This window comes from Labilithrix sp. (assembly GCA_019637155.1).
Lineage (GTDB): Bacteria > Myxococcota_A > Polyangia > Polyangiales > Polyangiaceae > Labilithrix.
Genome location: JAHBWE010000017.1, coordinates 39,657 through 53,134 on the forward strand (window position 1 = coordinate 39,657; position 13,478 = coordinate 53,134).

At 71.9% G+C, this 13,478-nt stretch carries 14 protein-coding genes; 8 read left to right on the forward strand and 6 right to left on the reverse strand.

The window, feature by feature from the left end; genetic code table 11:
• Nucleotides 1-9: 9 nt before the first annotated feature.
• Nucleotides 10-567 (reverse strand): hypothetical protein, encoded by a 558-nt coding sequence (locus tag KF837_32260; GenBank protein ID MBX3232045.1) that lies wholly within the window; start codon nucleotides 565-567, stop codon nucleotides 10-12.
• Between the two features lie 48 nt (nucleotides 568-615).
• Here KF837_32260 and KF837_32265 point away from each other — a divergent pair, with 48 nt between their 5' ends.
• On the forward strand, nucleotides 616-1,560 hold the full coding sequence (locus KF837_32265) for a hypothetical protein (protein ID MBX3232046.1): 945 nt from the start codon (nucleotides 616-618) through the stop codon (nucleotides 1,558-1,560).
• Here the strand turns inward: KF837_32265 and KF837_32270 are convergent, their stop codons facing one another.
• Nucleotides 1,561-2,268: a hypothetical protein gene (locus KF837_32270; GenBank protein ID MBX3232047.1), complete on the reverse strand. Its 708-nt coding sequence runs from the start codon at nucleotides 2,266-2,268 to the stop codon at nucleotides 1,561-1,563. It abuts the gene before it with no gap.
• Nucleotides 2,269-2,403: 135 nt separating this feature from the next.
• Between KF837_32270 and KF837_32275 the strand changes: the two genes are divergently transcribed.
• Nucleotides 2,404-3,657, forward strand: a complete 1,254-nt coding sequence (locus tag KF837_32275; protein ID MBX3232048.1) for a hypothetical protein — start codon at nucleotides 2,404-2,406, stop codon at nucleotides 3,655-3,657.
• 2 nt (nucleotides 3,658-3,659) lie between these two features.
• Here the strand turns inward: KF837_32275 and KF837_32280 are convergent, their stop codons facing one another.
• The gene (locus KF837_32280; GenBank protein MBX3232049.1) at nucleotides 3,660-5,000 is read right to left on the reverse strand and encodes a sigma-54-dependent Fis family transcriptional regulator; all 1,341 of its coding nucleotides are present in this window, start codon (nucleotides 4,998-5,000) and stop codon (nucleotides 3,660-3,662) included.
• Entirely contained in the window at nucleotides 4,997-6,310 is a 1,314-nt protein-coding gene (locus KF837_32285; protein ID MBX3232050.1) for a HAMP domain-containing histidine kinase, read from the reverse strand. The genes KF837_32280 and KF837_32285 overlap by 4 nt, the downstream gene beginning before the upstream one ends.
• A gap of 169 nt (nucleotides 6,311-6,479) precedes the next feature.
• Between KF837_32285 and KF837_32290 the strand changes: the two genes are divergently transcribed.
• Entirely contained in the window at nucleotides 6,480-7,361 is an 882-nt protein-coding gene (locus KF837_32290; protein ID MBX3232051.1) for a Spy/CpxP family protein refolding chaperone, read from the forward strand.
• A gap of 51 nt (nucleotides 7,362-7,412) precedes the next feature.
• Entirely contained in the window at nucleotides 7,413-8,477 is a 1,065-nt protein-coding gene (locus KF837_32295; GenBank protein ID MBX3232052.1) for a TrkA family potassium uptake protein, read from the forward strand.
• 9 nt (nucleotides 8,478-8,486) lie between these two features.
• Here the strand turns inward: KF837_32295 and KF837_32300 are convergent, their stop codons facing one another.
• Nucleotides 8,487-8,909 carry a VOC family protein gene (locus tag KF837_32300; GenBank protein ID MBX3232053.1) on the reverse strand — a complete coding sequence of 141 codons (423 nt, stop codon included), beginning with the start codon at nucleotides 8,907-8,909 and terminating at the stop codon, nucleotides 8,487-8,489.
• A 73-nt stretch (nucleotides 8,910-8,982) separates the two neighbouring features.
• Between KF837_32300 and KF837_32305 the strand changes: the two genes are divergently transcribed.
• From KF837_32305 to KF837_32320, 4 genes are all read left to right on the forward strand, one after another.
• Nucleotides 8,983-9,576 (forward strand): hypothetical protein, encoded by a 594-nt coding sequence (locus KF837_32305; protein ID MBX3232054.1) that lies wholly within the window; start codon nucleotides 8,983-8,985, stop codon nucleotides 9,574-9,576.
• 105 nt (nucleotides 9,577-9,681) lie between these two features.
• Nucleotides 9,682-10,494 carry a hypothetical protein gene (locus KF837_32310; protein MBX3232055.1) on the forward strand — a complete coding sequence of 271 codons (813 nt, stop codon included), beginning with the start codon at nucleotides 9,682-9,684 and terminating at the stop codon, nucleotides 10,492-10,494.
• Between the two features lie 39 nt (nucleotides 10,495-10,533).
• A complete protein-coding gene (locus tag KF837_32315; protein MBX3232056.1) occupies nucleotides 10,534-10,926 on the forward strand; it encodes a hypothetical protein in 393 nt (130 codons plus the stop codon).
• Nucleotides 10,927-11,066: 140 nt separating this feature from the next.
• Nucleotides 11,067-11,888 (forward strand): hypothetical protein, encoded by an 822-nt coding sequence (locus KF837_32320; GenBank protein MBX3232057.1) that lies wholly within the window; start codon nucleotides 11,067-11,069, stop codon nucleotides 11,886-11,888.
• Nucleotide 11,889: 1 nt separating this feature from the next.
• Here the strand turns inward: KF837_32320 and KF837_32325 are convergent, their stop codons facing one another.
• Nucleotides 11,890-13,452, reverse strand: coding sequence for a serine/threonine protein kinase (locus tag KF837_32325; protein MBX3232058.1), 1,563 nt, complete (start codon nucleotides 13,450-13,452; stop codon nucleotides 11,890-11,892).
• Nucleotides 13,453-13,478: the final 26 nt, after the last annotated feature.

The window sequence follows — 13,478 nt, forward strand, 5'->3', positions numbered from 1 at the left end:
GCGCTGGCGCTACTTCGGCGCGGCCGCCGCGGCGACGGAGAGGAGCGTCGCGTGTCCCGCGAGGGCGGCGTCGAGCGCGTCGTCGAGGCCGCCGTTGTGGAACGTGTCGTCGAACGTGTCGTCGGGCGGCGCGACGGTCCCGGCGCCGAGGAACGCGCGACCGGTCGTGAGGTCGGGGTGGCTCGCGGCGACGAAGACGTCGCCCGGCATCACGTCGGACGCGCCGGCGAGCGCCTTCAGCGTCCCCGCGCGCTCGCGATAACAACGCGCGTTGCCCGACGCGGCGGCGAACACGCGCTCGCCGGCGACGAGGACGACCGCCACGCCGCTCGCGAGCTGCGGCGGAAGCCCCGGCGCCGCGAGCTTCGAGGCGCCGGCTTGGTCCGCGCACGCCAGCTTGGCGAACGTGCCCTTCACGACCTCCAGCGCCGGCGTCGCGAGCTCCCCCTGCACGGCGGTGAGGAGGACCAGCCGCGCGCCGTCGACCGTGCGCGCCTCCACCGTGGAGCAAGCGTCCACCGCCGTACGCCGCCCGACCGTCACCGCCCCAAACGACATTCGTGCCATGGCGCGAAACGTATCCGAGATACGCTCGGAAGCGGACGCACGAGGCTCATGAAGAGACGATCGGCGATGGTGTTCGGCGCGGTCGGCGGCGCAAGCGCGCTCGCGGTGGCGTGCGGCCTCGATCTCACCGGCGTCGCGAGCGTCCGGAGCGAGAGCGACGCGGGCGGCGATGTGTCGAGGCCGCCGCCGACGACGACGACGGAGCCCGAGGCCGGCGTCGAACCTCGCTGCGACGGCGGCCTCTGTCCGCCGGAGGTCGTCCTCGCGCTGCCGGCGACCGAGCTGGTCCGCGCCGTCACCGTCGACGGCCCCTTCCTCTATTACGTCAACGCGACGTCGAAGAAGGTGTTCCGGGTCAACGCCGCCGACGGCAGCGAGCCGCGAGAGATGGTCTCCGAGGAGGTGCGGCAGCTCGCGGTCCGCGGCGACGTGCTCTTCTACACGTACCCGCAAGGGATCCGCCGGATGACACTGACGACGCACGACGCGGTCGGCGGCGGAGAGGGCGTGGTGGGCTGTCTCGACATCGACAAAGACGGCAGTTTTGTCTATGTCGCTGACTTCGCCAAAAACCGTATCATGCGCCTCCCCTTCGCCGCCGGCGGCACGGCGGCGGCGCTCTTCGAATCGGAGGACGGCGTGCAGAGGCCGTGGGGCGTCGCGGTCACGGCGACGGACGTGTTCTTCACGCTGAGCGGCGGCCCGCCCGGTGAGCTTCGCCGCCGGCCGCTCACGCCGAGCACGACGCCCCCGCTGACCCTCGCGCGCGACCGGGAGAACCCGAACTGCATGGTGATCGACGAGGCGGGGCGCGTCTACTGGCCCAACAACCGATCGGGGACGCTCGAGCGGATCGACGCGGACGGACGCAACGTGGTCACGCTCGCCGCCGGCCAGGGGAAGGGCGACGGCGCGACCTTCACCCAGCTCGGCATCGACGCGCGCTTCATTTACTGGAGCGCCGACAACGAGATCCGGCGGCTCGCGCGCTGATCACTTCCCCGCGCGCCAGGCGGCGACGGGGCCGGGCTTCAGCGACGAGGCGGGGAGCTTGCTCCACGGGATGACGTGCTCCTCCGGGACGCGCGCGAGGATCACGAGGCCGTCCTCGCGGAGCGAGAAGCGCGGGCGGAAGCCGAGCTCCTCCTCCGTCTCGCTCGTCTCGAAGCGGCCGGCGCAGAAGTCCTCGCCGAGCCCCTCGTTGCAGTCGGCCTCCGCCGCCTTCAAGCCTTCCGCCGTCAGGACGTCGGAGAGCTTCAGCTCCGCGCCGGTCGCGACGTCGAAGGTGTGCGCGTACCACGCGTGGCCGATCGAGCTCATGCCGCTCATGAAGTGGCTCTCCGCGATCGCGATCGAGAGGAGGCCGGCCTCGTTGAGCTCCACGGTGTAGCTGCCGTCCTGCTCGAGCGTCAGCTCTTCGTCCGCGCCGTCGCAGATGCCCGCGATCACCGGCTCGGCGAGGACCTTCGCGATCGCCGCCGTCGCTTGCGCGTTCGGCGTCGTGACGACCGGCCAGTCGATCGCGACCCGGCACTCGGGGCTGGCCGATCGGATCTCCTTCGTCGTGACGGTCACGGCGGCCTCCGGCGCGCCGGTCATGTTCGACTCGCTCGCGGCGTTCGGCTCGTCGGCGGTACCGGCGCAGCCGGCCATGAAGGTCATGAACGTTCCGAGAGCCAGGGTCGTAGCGAGCGTCTTCATCGTCATCTCCTCTTGGAAGAGACACGAGCACCTCATATGCCAATGTGGGAGGCCTCGGAACGCGCCGTAAGTGACGGAAGTTACTCGATCAGCTCGCGTGCGAGGTGGTCCGGCATGCGGGTACAATCCGGCGCCATGACTCCCCGCGGGCGGATCATCGTCTTCGTCGGGATCGCGCTCGCGATCGGCGTGGCGGTGGGCTCACGCTTCCGGGGACAGCCGGAGGTGTCCGACGCGAACGAAGAAGAGGAGTGCGGCGCGCGCGTGACGAAGGAGGAGCTGGAGCGCTCGGTCGCGATCGGGACCCAGTTCATGATCGCGCACCAGAAGCCGGCCGGGAACTTCGACTACGAATACGACTGGAAGACGAAGCAGTATTCGAACGACGACAACTCCGCGCGCCAGTCGGGCGCGCTCTGGGGGCTCTCCCTGCTCCACGCCTTCGCGGGCGCGGACAAGGCGTCGCCCGAGCTCGAGGCCGCGCTCGGGCGGGGCCTCGCCTACTTCGACGACGCCTCGCGCACGACGCAGGACGGCTGGCGCTATCCCGTGTATCCCGCCGGCGAGGACGGAGGCGCGGACGGAGGCGCGACCGGCAGCGCGCCGATCGGCACCGCCGCGCTCGTCACGCTCGCGGTCCTCGATTACGTCCGCAGCCTCCCGGCGTCGGACCAGGTCGAGCGACCGCGCTGGGCGAAGCGCGCCGACGAGTACGTCGGGTTCCTCGCGACCTCGATTCGCAAGGACGGGACGTGGCCCGGCGAATACAGGTTCGAGACGGGCGCGGGCGCCGGCGCGCACTCCCCGTATTCGGACGGCGAAGCGCTCCTCGCACTCGTGACCGCGATGAAGTACCACGGCCGCGACGATCTCCGGCCCGTCATTCTGCGCGCTGCGATCGAGGGGCATCGCGTGAACGTGGAGCAGGCGCGCGCGAAGAACGCCGACTCCGCGACGACGAAGGGCTACTACCAGTGGTCGTCGATGGCGTACTACGAGCTCGCGACGTCCGCGATGGGAGAGGCGCCCGACGCGCCGCCCTACGGCGAGTGGCTGATGGACCTCGCCGACTGGATCATCGACGTGCATCGGATCGTCGGCCGGCCGCGGAACACCGGCTACGCGTACGAGGGCATCGTCTCCGCGCTCGCCTGGGCGAAGGCGAAGAAGGACCCGCGCGCCGACAAGCTCGCCTGCACGACCCATCGCGGCCTCTCGAACCTGCTCGGCTGGCAGGTCGGTCACCCGCGCGCCGACAAGCTCGGCGCGACCGACGATCCGAAGGCCGTCGGCGGCGTGCAGAACCACGCGACCGAGTCGCCGCTCCGCATCGACGTCGTGCAGCACCAGATGCACGCCACGATGCTCGCGATCGAGCACCTCTTCTAGCGCTACTTGATGCCGTAGCGTTTCAGCTTCTCGTACAGCGTGCGGAGGCCGATCCCGAGCTTGGTCGCGGCCGCGCGGCGGTTGCCGGAGACCTCGCGCAGCGTGCGCTCGATCGCGTCGCGCTCCATGTCCTCGAGCTTCGCCGGCGCGGCGGACGACGGCGCCGTCGTCGCGGTCGAGTCGAGCCAGAGATGCTCCGGGTGGAGCACGTCGCCGTCGGCGAGGATCAGCGCGCGCTCGAGCGCGTTGCGGAGCTCGCGGACGTTGCCGGGCCACGCCTCTTCGCGAAGGCGATCGCGGAGCGCGGGATCGATCGCCGGCGCCGCGCGCCCCGCCGCGGCGGCGAGGTCGCGCACGAGGCGCTCCGCGAGCGGGACGATGTCCTCGCGGCGCTCGCGGAGCGGCGGCAGGCGGATCGGGAACACCGCGAGCCGGTGGTAGAGGTCCTCGCGGAAGGTGCCCTCCTTCACCATCGCGCGGAGGTCGCGGTGCGTCGCCGCGATCCAGCGGACGTCGACCTCGATGCTCTGCGTGCCGCCGACGCGCTCGAAGCTGCGCTCCTCGAGGACGCGGAGGAGCTTCGCCTGGATCGGCGCGGCGAGCTCGCCGACCTCGTCGAGGAAGAACGTGCCGCCGTCGGCGAGCTCGATCCGGCCGCGGCGCTGCGCGTGCGCGCCGGTGAACGCGCCCTTCTCGTGGCCGAAGAGCTCGCTCTCGAGCAGCGACTCGGTGAGGACGGCGCCGTTGATCGCGACGAAGGGCGCGTTCGCGCGCGGGCTCGCCTCGTGGATCATCCGCGCCGCGACCTCCTTCCCCGTGCCGCTCTCGCCCTGGAGGAGCACCGTCGCGCCGCTCTTCGCGACCTTCGTGAGCGCGAGGACGACCGGTGTCATGCTCGGCGCGCCGTACGTGAGCGGCGTGCTCGTGACGACCTCGTAGGTCGGCTTCGGGGCCATCTGCGCGCGGCGGGCGAGCGCGCCCCTCACGAGGTCGCGCACCGCGGCGGGGCTCGACACCGGCTTCTGCAGGTAGTCGAAGACGCCGAGCTTCATCGCCTCGACCGCGGTCGCGACGTCGCCGAACGCGGTGAGGACGACGAGCTCCACGTCCGGCTGCTCGGTGCGGAGCGCGCGCACGAGCTCCATCCCGCCGAGGCGCGGCATCTTGAGGTCGGTGAGCACGACGTCGAACGGCTCCGCCCGCGCGAGGGCGAGCGCGGCGGCGCCGTCGGCGGCCTGCACGATCTCGTGGCCGTCCTTCTCGAGCGACTCGGCGAGGAACTCGCGGATCCCGTCTTCGTCGTCGGCGACGAGGACGCGGCCGGTACGTTTGTCGTTGCTCATGACGCCTGCACCGGGATCCGGAGGTCGAAGACCGCGCCGCCGTCGGGGTGCGTCGCGCCGTCGAGCGTACCACCGTGCTGCTCCGCGATGCGGCGCGCGACGGCGAGGCCGAGGCCGGTCCCGCGCGTGCGCGTCGTCACGAACGGCTCGAAGATGCGCGCCTCTTCGCCGGGCGGGAGGCCGGGTCCGCGATCGCGCACCGAGACGCGGAGCTGGCCGTCCTCGTGTGTCGCGACGAGCGAGACCTCCGCGTCGCTCGCCTTGAGCGCGTTGTCGACGACGTTGTGGAGCGCGCGGCCGAGGCGGTCGAGGTCGGCGTCGATCGCGGGCGGCGCGCGATCGAGATCGACCTGCACGCGCGCGCCGTCGAGATCGGCGAGCGCGCGGTCGACGAGCGCGCGGGGCGTGACGGCGGCGCGCTCGATCGGCCCGTCGCGGACGAAGTCGAGGAGCGAGGTCGTGAGCACCTCGAGGCGCTCCGCCTCCGCGACGACGCGCTCCGCCTTCGCGCGCCGCTTCGCGTCCGCGCCCTCGGCGGCCTCGGCCTCGGCGAGGTCCTCGACGAGGAGCTGGGCGTGGCCCTTGAGCGACGCGAGCGGGTTGCGGAGCTCGTGCGCCATCACCGACGACATGCTGCCGAGCGCGACGAGGCGCTGCGCCCGCGCCGCGCTCGCCTCGAGCGCCGCGACGCGCCGCGCGCTGCGCGACCACGCGACGGCGAACGCGAGGAGGATCGCGCTCGCCATCGCGGCGACGACGCCGACGCGGGTGTGATCGCGCTGGAGCGTCACCATCATCGGCGGCTCGAGCTCCACCGCGAGGAGCGGCCCCGCGTTCATGCGCCGGACGACGACGTAGCGAGGCGAGCCGTCGATGGGGGAACGATCGCGATGCGCGTCGATCGGCGGGAGCTCGTGCGGGAGCGCGGGCGGGTGAGGAGGAGGGACGATCCCGAGCGCGCGGACGCGGCGCCCCTCGATCGTCGCGGCGCCGGGGCGCGCGGGGCCGGAGGGCATCGTCGCGTGACCCGCCTCGACGACGGGTCGGCCCTCGCGATCGACGAGCGCGACGTAGCGGAGGCCCTCCGCCTCGTGAGCGGCGAGGAGGCGGCGCAGCGTCTCCGCGTTCGGCGGCTGCACCTCCTCCGCCGTGAGCTCCGACGCGAGCGCCGCGAGGACGATGTCGCTCTCGCCGCGCGCGACGAGCTCGGAAGCGTCCGCGAGCGCGCGGCGCGAGGTCGCCACCGTCACCCCGAGCGCCACGACCGCGAGCGCCGCCATCGCGACGCCGCCCAGCCGACCCGTCTTCATGCCTTCGTCCTTACTGCGGAACCCGCAGCCGATGGAGTGCGGATTCTGCACTCTTCGCCGAGCGCGACCGCGAATTGACGCGTTTTTTGGGGAGTCATCGATTGGCAGGCCCTTTGCGATGAGCCCCAGCACGCTCCGAGCCACGGAGCTTCAGGAGAAAGACAGCCCCATGATCTCGATTCGTTCGCTCTCGCTTCCGGTCCTCGCCCTCGCCTCCCTCGTCGCAGGTTGCAGCGCGGAGAGCGGCACTACCTCCGGCGCGGAGACCACCGATTCGGCGCGCACCCAGATCGTCACGCAGGTCGAGCTCGCGTCGGCGGAGGAGCGCGGCGCCGGCCCGATCCACCGCCACGGCCCGCACGGCGGCCCCGACTTCCTCGTCGGCGCGGCCCTTCGCGCGCCGCTCGACCTCACCGCCGAGCAGCGCGCGACGATCGAGGGGCTCACGCACCGCGAGCGTCCGCCCTTCGATCCGAGCCGCGCGAAGGAGCTCGCGGCCGCGATCCGCGCCGGGAACGTCGCCGCGCTCCCGAAGCCGCCGGCGCCGGACCTCGCCGCGACGGCGAAGACGATCCAGACGCTCCACGACACGCTCACCGCCTCGCAACGCGCCGCGCTCGTCGACGACATCGAGGCCCACGCGCCGAAGGTCGATCCGAGCAAGGAGGGCCCGAAGGGCGCCAAGGGTCCGCCCCACGTCATGCGCAAGGTCGTCTTCCCGTTCGGCGACGACCTCGGGCTCACCGACGCGCAGAAGGAGGAGCTCAAGGCGCGGATCGAGGCGAGCGCGCCGGCGAGGCCCGACCCGGCGAAGCTCGCGGAGATGCGCGGCAACATGGAGGCGGCCCGCCTCGACATGAAGGCGAAGCTCCAGAGCTTCAAGGCCGACAGCTTCGACGCGACCGCGTTCGTCACGCCGCCGGCCACGGCGAAGCCGAACGTCGAGCTCCACCTCCGCGGCAACCCGCTCGCGGACCTCGTCTCGGTGCTGACGCCGGAGCAGCGCGAGAAGCTCGCGCAAAAGATCGAGCTCGGTCCGCCCGCGCGCTGATCTTTTCCGTCGCGCGCGGCGCTCGCGGCGTAGCCTGGTGCGCGTAGCGCCTTGAACCGCAAGAGACCGCAGCCCGATTTCGCCACGACGCCGTCGCTGTCGTCGCCGATCTTCTGGCACTTCGTGTGGAAGATGGTGCCGTGGCTCGTCGCGACCGCGGTGTACATCGTCGCGGCGGCGTCGATCGTTCGGTGGGACATGGGCCGCATCGGCGAGGCGCGCGAGGACTTCGGCGCCGAGATGTACGGGATGTACACGCAGCTCTTCTTCGAGCCGACCGCGACGCTGCCGCACGCGCCGATCGCCCGCTTCGTGTTCTGGATCACGCCGGCGCTCGGTGTCCTCCTGCTCGTCCGCGGCGTCGTGCGCGTCGGCGCGTCGGTCTTCGACGTCGAGGAGCGACGCAACCTCTGGGTGAAGATCATGACCGATCGAATGAAGGGTCACATCGTCGTCTGCGGCCTCGGCCACGTCGGCATCCGCATCGTCGAGTCGCTCAAGGCGCTCGGCGTCGACGTCGTCGCGATCGAGCGCGACAAGAAGGAGTCGTTCGTCCAGACCGCGGAGCGGCTCTCGGTCCCGGTGCACCACGGCGACGCCCGCCAGGACGACCTGCTCTCCGCCGCGGGCATCGCGCGGGCCCACGCGGTGGTGTGCGCGACGGACGACGACTTCACGAACCTCGAGGTCGCGATCGACGCGAAGCGCGAGAACCCGGACATCCGCGTCGTGATGCGCGTGTTCGATCAGCGCGTCGCCGAGAAGATCGGCTCCGCGCTCGACATCGAGAAGACGTTCAGCGCGTCGGCCCTCGCGGGGCCGCTCATCGCGCTGCAGGCGATCTCGAACGGCGTGCTCGGCGTGTACCGCTCCAACGGCGACCTCCGCGTCGACATGGAGATCTCGGCGCCGAGCGAGTGGGACGGGAAGACCGTCGTCAGCTGCGAGGACGAGATCGACGGGCGGATCGTCGCGCTCGCGCGGAGCTCCGGCAAGCAGACGCGGCCGCGGCACGACACGAAGATCGAGCGCGGCGACCACCTCACGATCGATCTCCCCGCCTCGATGGTCGGGACCGTCGAGCGCCTCACGGCGCGCGACGCCGCCCGGAAGTGATCCGTCCCGTCAGCGCTTCTTCGTCTTGGCCTTCGCCTTCGCTTTGGCCTTCGGCTTCGCGGCGGCCTTCTTCGCGGCCTTCTTCGCCGTCTGCCAGACGCCGAGCGTCGCGCCTTGCGGATCGACGAAGACGCCGAGCGCGCCCATGTTCCCGACTTCCATGTATGGGATGACGATCGTCGCGCCGTTCTTCTTCGCCTTCGCGATCGTCTTCTTCACGTCCGCGACGTCGACGTAGGCGGTCCACGACGTCGGCTGATCGGGCGACTGCTTCGCGCCGATGCCGCCGCCGACGCCCTTGCCGACGTCGATGCCGGTCCACTGCATCTCCGGGAAGTCGGTGAGCTTCCAGTCGAAGACGCTCCGGTAGAACTTCTTCGCCGCTTTGACGTCGTCGGTCGCGAGATCGAGGTGCACGAAAGGGTTTCCCATGCGCGGCAGCGTCGAACGAAGCGGCGAGGTCGTCAACGGTCGCGACGACGCGGTGTACGCTGGAGCGAAGGGCATGGCGAGAGCACGGACCGCCGTCGTCGGTGTCGTCGAGAACGGGAGCTCCGCGGTGCTCGTCACGATCGCATCGGACGGAGCGTTGCTCGATCGAAGACGCGTCGACCTCACCGGCCCGGACATGCCGACGCACCCGCATCATCATCAAGGATCGTGGGCGGTCGGCCGCTACCTGAGCACCCCCGGCGCGCGGCCGATGCCGCTCGCCGACGCCGTCGCGCTCGTCGAGCGGGTGCGCGTGGCCGCCGCACGCGGCGCGCGGGAGGCGCTCGCGGATCTCGCGGCGGCGGTGGCGTCGACGAAGGTCCCGATCCGCGGCATCACGCTCCGCGTGTGCCCGCCGTTGCCGCCGACGGTCGAGGAGCGCATCGCCGACAACCGCGCGCAGACCTACGCCGACACGGTCATGTACCGCGAGGCGCTCGCCGCCGCGGCGGAGGCGCGCGGATGGAAGGTGCACTGGTACGATCGCGAGCGCGTCCGCGTGAGCGCCGCGATCGACGCGATGGGCAAGTCGATCGGGCCGCCGTGGCAGGCGGCGCACAAGCTCGCCGCCGCGGCGGCGGTCGCCGCGCTTGCATCGCGCGCGTGACACCCCGGTCCGCGATCGAATCGGGGGCCAGGTGCGATGCGCGCGAGTCTCCGCGGAGATCGACGAGCGAGCGCGGGCGGAACGACGGTTGCAGCCTCGCGCGCGATGCGCTCGCTCGGTCCCCTCTGCGCGCTCGCTCTCGCCGCCTGCACCTCCGCCGCCGAGACGGACGCGCCGCCGGTGCCGGTCGTCGTCCTCACGGACGAGGCGCCGCGCGTCGACGAGGCTGCACCTGCACCTGCGACGGGAGGCGCTCCGGAGGAGGACGGCGTCGTCCCCAAGCTGTTCGTGCGCGGCTTCGGCGCGGGCGCGCCGGGCTTCGTCGACGGCATGCGCTCGTTCGATACGTACAAGAAGCTCATGATCGCGGCCGGCTTCGACGGGGAGCGGCACGCGCACGACCTCGGCGACTACGACGACGGCAGCGACCTCGCGGGCATGGTCGGCGAGATCGGCGCGAAGCTCGAGGGCGTCATGGCGGGCTATCCGGCGACGACGAAGTTCGACGTGCTCGGGCATTCGCTCGGAGGGATCATCGCGCTGCGCGCCGTCCTCGATCGGAAGATGACGCCGCGGGTCCGCGCGTTCGTCGCGTTGTCGTCGCCGATCTACGGACAGGACAAGCAGCCATTCAACTGCCGGCTCGGCTTCCGGTGCACCGACGTCTACACGACGTACTCGCCGTTCCAGTCCGCGCCGGTGATGGCGTACATGGACGAGCATCGCGCCGAGCTCGCCTCGATCGTGCGCTGCTCCGTCATCTCGCCCCAGGACGGGACGATCGACACGCCGATGGCGGGCGGACAGTTCCCGGACGGAAAGAACGTCGTCGTCGCGGACGTCTCGCACATGAAGCTGATGAAGAGCGAGGTCGCCTTCGCCGCGATGAAGGAAGAGTGCTTCGACGGGAAGCTCTGACGCAGCGCGCGGGCCGCAGCCTTGCAATGCGCTCGCGGTATGGATGCGACCGATCCGTTCGTTACCCGCCACGGTCTGCGGCCGAAGCGATCGCGCGGCGGAACCTGGCTATTTCTCTTCGGGATCGGCGCGCTCGTCGCGGGGCTCGGCGTCGCGGGACTCTACTTCGGTCGTCCCGAACGGTGGGACCATCGTGCTGCGCCGAGCGAAGCCGCCACGCCGGCCGCAACGGCGGAGCTGACGTCGGCAGAGACGGAGACGGAGACGAGGCCGGCGACGCTGACGATCGGCGACGATCCGGCGGCGGAGCCGACCGCCGCGCCACCGCCGCCGCCGGTGAAGCAGCGCCCTCCGCCGCCACCGAAGAAGCCGCCGCCCCCGCCCGAGCCGACCCCGGAGCCCGAGGCCGATCCGTTCTCCACCGTCCACTGACGCCGGCATCTCGTGTGCACTGGTGGGAGAATTGTCCACCCTTCCGACACTGGAAGTGTCCGCCCACACCGAAATGTACCTGAAATTTGGGGTGAGGCGTCGTTGTAGGTGTTGGTCCGACCGTTGCTGATACCCCTGGCGTGAACGCCGCCACCTTCCTCCGGGTCGCTGTTGCCTCTCTCCTCGCTGTGCTCGTCGGCTGCGCCGCCGAAGAGGTCGGGGAGTCGGGGCGCGACGTGAAGTTGCTCACCGGGACCCGCCTCTCGCCGTCGCAGGTCTCGAGCGAGCTCCGCGCCGCCGGCTTCGAGGAGAGCGCGATCGGCAAGATGCTCTGCACCGCGAAGTACGAGTCGAGCTACTACGACCGCGCCCTCGACCGCAGCGGCCGCAACGTGAAGCGCGGCCTCTTCCAGATCGCGAGCAAGTACGTCGGCGAGCTCGACGGCTGCCCGAACAGCACGGAGGAGCTCTACGATCCGGCCCTCAACGCGCAGTGCGCCCGCGCGATCTTCGAGGCCGAGGGGATCGAGACCTGGTCGAGCTACACGGCGCACAAGTCCGAGTGCGATCGCATGAAGCCGCCGCCGCCGCCGGCCGCGACGCAGCCCGGGACCGACGTCGTGACGACGCCGGTGTCGATGCCCGAGCCGACCGAGGACGACGTGAACGAAGCGGAGAGCGCGCCGGCGCCCACGCCCGCGCCGAGCACGCCCGATCCCGCGACGCCCGGCTCGCCGAGCGAGCCCGATCCCGCGACGCCCGCGCCGCCGCCGCCCCCGGCCGCGATCGTCGGCGGCTGCTTCTCGAACACGCTGCAGGACACGATGGAGCCCGGGGCCTGCGTCGAGTCGAAGTTCGACAAGGTCTGGCAGCAGTGCAAGGACGGCAAGTGGTACCGCGGCGGCGACGACACGAACGGTCGCTTCGGCCCCTGCAACGGCTCGTTCCCGCTGCCCGAGTGAGTCAGGTCATGCTGCCGCGATGGCGCGCGAGGCACGCGTCGCGCGCGCGGACCTGATCGGCGAGGAGGGAGCGCGCGTACGCCGCGACCTCCTCCGCGCCGACGAGGAGGCTCCGTCGATGAAGGACCGACGAGAGCGCGCGCGACAGCTCCCGCGCGGTCGCGTAGCGCGCGGCGGGGTCCTTCGCGAGCGCCTTCATCACGACGCCCTCGAGGTCGCCGGGATAGCCGGCGACGACGGTGCTCGGTCGCGGCGGCGTGCACTCGAGCACCTGCGAGAGCGTGTCGAGATCGGTCTCGCGGCGGAAGAGGCGGCGCGTCGTGGTGAGCTCCCAGAGGATGACGCCGAGCCCGAAGACGTCGGCGCGACGATCGACCCGCTCGCCGCGGACCTGCTCGGGCGACATGTACGGGAGCTTCCCCGCGACCGATCGGCCCGCGCAGCGCGTCCCCTCCACCGCGGAGAGCTTCGCGAGCCCGAAGTCGACGACCTTCGTCGCGCCGTCGAACGTCACGAAGACGTTGTGCGGGGTCACGTCACGATGCACGAGCTCGAGCGGCGCGCCGTCGGGGGACGCGAGCTCGTGCGCGGCGTGGAGGCCCGCCGCGGCGTCGGCGACGATCCGGCAGGCGATCTCCGGCGGCACCGGGCGGCCGCTCACGCGGACGCTGCGCAGCCACGCGGAGAGCGGCTCGCCGTGGAGGTACTCCATCGCGATCCAGTAGCCGTCGTCTTCCCTTCCGAGCTCGAGGATGCTCGCGACGTTCGGATGGACGATCGCCGCGGTGAGCCGCGCCTCGTCGAGGAACATCCGCACGAAGTCGTCGTCCTCCTGGAAGTAGGGGTGGAGCTGTTTGATCGCGGCCCAGCGCTCGAAGCCGCAAGAGCCGGCGAGGCGCGCGAGGTGCACCGTCCCCATGCCGCCGGCGCCGATCTCCTCGAGGAGCCGGTAGCGGCCGGCGGAGCGCGCGACGGGCGGAGGCATCGCGCCGACGGCGACGAGCTCCGCGTGACGCGCGCGGGAGAAGCTCGGGAGGAACAGGTCGGTCTTCTCGTCGTCGACGTCGCCGAGCCAGCTCGGTCGCGTCTTCTTGTGCTCCGCCCAGAGCCTCCGCACGCGCGCCACGCGCGGTGAGCTCCCCACCTCCGCCGGCGCGAGCGCGGCGAACGCGGCGGCGGCCCACGCTTCGTCGACGAGGGCGGCGCTCTCCGGCGTCGCGAGGAGGAGATCGAGGAGGACGAGGACGGAGCGAGCGGCGCCGCGCTCGTGGGCGCGGCGCGCGACGCGCGCGAGGGCGGCGGCGATGCGGTGGTCGTCGCGGGCGCGAGCGGGGAGCGCGGCGGCGACGACCTCGATCGCGGCGGGATCGTCGACGCAGGCGAGGAGCGTCTCGACCGACTCGGCGATCGTGCGCTCCGTCGGCTCGACGTGGGGGAGGAGCGCCGCGACGACCGAAGCCGCCGCGGCGCGATCGGCCGCGGCCGCGGCTCGTCCTCGCGCCGCGTCGAACGCGGCCCCCAGCGTCGCGGCGGCAAACGTCGCAGGTCGATCTCGCCAGGCCATGCTCGTAGCACCAGACGGCGGGCCCG